Annotated in this window: 4 protein-coding genes and 1 tRNA gene; 3 read left to right on the top strand and 2 right to left on the bottom strand. The window is 52.1% G+C overall.

The genetic code is table 11. The annotated features are described in order from the left end of the window. The first annotated feature begins 463 nt into the window (after window positions 1-463). Window positions 464-536: transfer RNA gene (locus LKK83_RS18810), tRNA-Ile, on the top strand. Window positions 537-688: 152 nt separating this feature from the next. Here LKK83_RS18810 and LKK83_RS18805 read toward each other — a convergent pair. Further along, on the bottom strand, window positions 689-1069 hold the full coding sequence (locus LKK83_RS18805) for a hypothetical protein (RefSeq protein WP_324632811.1): 381 nt from the start codon (window positions 1067-1069) through the stop codon (window positions 689-691). A gap of 100 nt (window positions 1070-1169) precedes the next feature. Between LKK83_RS18805 and pyrE the strand changes: the two genes are divergently transcribed. Next, a complete protein-coding gene (pyrE, locus tag LKK83_RS18800; RefSeq protein ID WP_324632810.1) occupies window positions 1170-1799 on the top strand; it encodes an orotate phosphoribosyltransferase in 630 nt (209 codons plus the stop codon). 288 nt (window positions 1800-2087) lie between these two features. On the opposite strand, the gene LKK83_RS18795 is transcribed toward pyrE, so the two are convergent. Continuing rightward, window positions 2088-2966 carry an isocitrate lyase/PEP mutase family protein gene (locus LKK83_RS18795; RefSeq protein WP_324632809.1) on the bottom strand — a complete coding sequence of 293 codons (879 nt, stop codon included), beginning with the start codon at window positions 2964-2966 and terminating at the stop codon, window positions 2088-2090. Window positions 2967-2990: 24 nt separating this feature from the next. On the opposite strand from LKK83_RS18795, the gene LKK83_RS18790 reads away from it, so the two are divergent. Next, window positions 2991-3128, top strand: a complete 138-nt coding sequence (locus tag LKK83_RS18790) for a hypothetical protein (RefSeq protein WP_324632808.1) — start codon at window positions 2991-2993, stop codon at window positions 3126-3128. Window positions 3129-3140 lie beyond the last annotated feature (12 nt).

Genomic DNA, 3140 nt, shown 5'->3' with positions numbered 1-3140 from the left:
GTAGGGCTTAGGCTGGTCAGCTACCTAAAGTCAGGGGCTAGAAGCCCCGTCTCTTTAGAGCGGGGTGCTGACAGTTCTTTTCACTGTGAGGCGTTCGCCTTGAATGTCCACGCTATCCCGTTCCTGGATCCTCTGAGACTCCCCCGGGCGGGGACTCCTCCCCGGAAAGCTCGTCTCTACAGAGGTCCGGGAAAATAAGCGATCGCTGTTTAATACATCTTTCACTTTAAACAATCCGTCTGCGGCATTGTAAAATGAATTTCCGCCCGATGGCACCCCTAGACATCCTTTGCCCAGTCACGTTATAATCATATCGCCAGGGCGATCGCATCTCGGTTGGTCGCGGGCAGGAATTCACTCCTCCCCTGAGTGCAAGTTCCATCGCCATGCAGGCTGCTGACTCAATCGCCCCAGAAACTCGTGCAAGTCGCGCGAAAGATGCTATAATAGCAGATAACAATCACGGCAGTTGGCCGAGCGGATTAGGCAGCGAACTCATAATTCGCCTTAGGCAGGTTCGACTCCTGCACTGCCGATTCACACACAGAATCCTCCCCTGTTTCCAAGCCCTCCTCGGAGACAGGGGAGTGCCGATCGCCCCGTTACACCCACCAGCGCGATCGTCACTCTCCTGTGTCTTTCTCCTCCCTCGCTTCCCTTGACCATGCCCTCCCACATCTAACTCCTGTTAAGGAATTAGAATCTGACCCTCGGGAAGATACAGGGGAGAGGTCAGCAGGGACTCATCAAATGGATTGTCTAAATCGGGGGTTCGAATTATCGGATCGCTAGAGGTTTGCACTTCCAGGACCGCTTCGTAAACTCGGTTCAACTTTTTGGCATCCCCGGCGATCTGCCCCTCGGGATAGGTAAACGGCAACAGGTAATAGCCAATTTGGCTAAATAAGGAACGATTTTGGTAAAAGGTTCCAGAGCGATCGAAAAACGCCTCCTCGAATTGCTCGTTAATGGTCAGGGGTCTATCTTGGGCGATCGCCTCTGGCGCAGTCCCTACCGCAGCAGCAAGAACCACTACCGCCCCAATTAAGCGTTTCAATCCAACTTTCATTAACATTTCTCCTCACGTTTTAGCTAGATATTAACTCAAATTCCAAGATAAAATAGCGATCGGCTCAATTGTGGCCGATTAACTTCGTTTGATTTTAATCATGACCGACACCACTCAATCGCGCTCTGACATTTTTCCCTCACCCGCCACCACAGATCTGCCCACAGTGCGATCGCAACTGCTCGATTTATTCTGCCAGTTGGCCTACCGCGAAGGGGATTTCATCCTCTCCTCGGGTCAGCATAGCAGCTATTATATCAATGGCAAACAGGTGACGCTTCATCCTGAAGGCGCATTAGCCACCGGGCGGATTTTGCTGTCCATGCTCCCTCCCGACACCGAGGCAGTGGCGGGCTTGACTTTAGGCGCTGACCCGATCGTGAGCGCCGTCAGCGTGGTTTCCGCCTACGAAAATCGCCCCCTCCCGGCGTTGATTATCCGCAAAGAAGCTAAAGGACATGGCACGAAGGCATATATCGAAGGCCCCACCCTGCAACCCGGTGCTAGAATAGTGGTTTTGGAAGATGTGGTAACAACCGGGGCCTCGGCGATGAAAGCCGTCAACCGCCTGCGAGATGCCGGCTATCGCGTGGCGGAAGTCATCTCTCTGGTGGATAGGCAACAAGGCGGCGCTGAATTCTATCAGCAACAGGGGTTAAAGTTTGAGGCAGTCTTTACAATTTCTGAGCTGCAAAAGCATTATTCACAATTGCCGCAGTCTGGGGAATAAATTGCCGGATTGCTGCTAATATTGGACGCAAACCGCGCGTTTTTATTATTAAAATGAGCGGCGATAGTCATCGCCGCTCTAGATTTGGGTTGAGTTAAATCGAACATAATATGTCCCTCGTTCTCCCTTTGCCGGAATAATTATACTAAAAATTTGCCCGACCCGGTACTTGACTTCTCTTTTGTTTCCCGTCTTTCCATGATTCATCCCGTTGAAGTGACCCAGCCGCAAATTTTATCCATATCGCCGCTGCGATCGCTTCTATATTCTCTCAAGGACAATCTGCCCTTAATCCTCTTCTGGCAAGGGGGAAAATTCTCGTTCTAACTGCCGATATTTTGGCACGTCGATAATTTTTTCAAACTGCTGAAAATTGACTAATTTATCGAAACCTTCGGTGGTTTGATGGTCTTTTAAATGCCGAAAGCAATCGGCGATCGCCTTGGTGGCGGCGAACAAACCGGCCAAAGGAAACACGGCAATTTTAAACCCCAATTCTTCCAATTGTTGGGCGGATAAAACCGGGGTTTTGCCCCCTTCTATCATATTGGCAAATAAGGGTACATCGGGCAATGCTGTGGCGATCGCTTGCAATTCTGCCACGGACTGGGGTGCTTCTACAAATACGATATCCGCCCCGGCTTCAAAGTAGGCGCGACCCCGACGGATTGCCTCTTCTAACCCCAAGGGTGCCCGAGCATCGGTGCGTCCCACAATGACTAAGTTGCTCTCACTTTTGGCCCGGACTGCGGCTCGAATTTTGGCAATTTGTTCCTCGGCGGGAATCACCCGCTTGCCTTGGAAGTGACCGCACTTTTTCGGCCATTCTTGGTCTTCCAAGATAACCCCGGCTGCTCCTGCCCGCACGGCATCGGTCACGCTGCGTATCACATTGAGAGCATTGCCATAGCCAGTATCGAGATCGGCTACAATGGGTATGTTTGCGGCTTGGGTCATTCGCTGCACTGTGTATAGCATTTCCGTGGCAGTGAGAAAGCCGTAATCTGGGCGTCCCAAGGTGGAAGCGGAAATTCCAAACCCACTGGTAAAGGCCATTTCAAACCCGACTCGTTCGGCGAGTTGGGCGCTGATGCAGTCATAGACGCCGGGAACCACTAGCAGTCCGGGGCGATCGAGCAGTTGTCGCAATTGCTGAGCTTTTGACATGAGGGGAAAAGGGATAGGGGGATAATGGGGAAAGCGATCGCGGAGGCGATCGCTGGGGGCGCGAGTGGCGATCTCGGATCCGCATCCGGGGTGGGCCTAGGCGCTCATCAGAAATTAGGGTTGGTAAGGGGGAGAACGGAAACCCTCGTCATTTATGCGTAGGGAGGAGTTCTC

The sequence above is a fragment of the Phormidium sp. CCY1219 genome, from assembly GCF_035615515.1.
Lineage (GTDB): Bacteria > Cyanobacteriota > Cyanobacteriia > Cyanobacteriales > Laspinemataceae > CCY1219.
The sequence above is the reverse complement of the archived record's forward strand: the minus strand, read 5'-3'. Positions and strand labels throughout refer to the sequence as shown.

Excerpts from the sequence above, each read along its gene's own strand:
- LKK83_RS18805 (WP_324632811.1), bottom strand. The coding sequence starts at position 1,069 with ATGAAAGTTGGATTGAAACGCTTAATTGGGGCGGTAGTGGTTCTTGCT.
- pyrE (WP_324632810.1), top strand. The coding sequence starts at position 1,170 with ATGACCGACACCACTCAATCGCGCTCTGACATTTTTCCCTCACCCGCC.
- LKK83_RS18795 (WP_324632809.1), bottom strand. The coding sequence starts at position 2,966 with ATGTCAAAAGCTCAGCAATTGCGACAACTGCTCGATCGCCCCGGACTG.
- LKK83_RS18790 (WP_324632808.1), top strand. The coding sequence starts at position 2,991 with ATGGGGAAAGCGATCGCGGAGGCGATCGCTGGGGGCGCGAGTGGCGAT.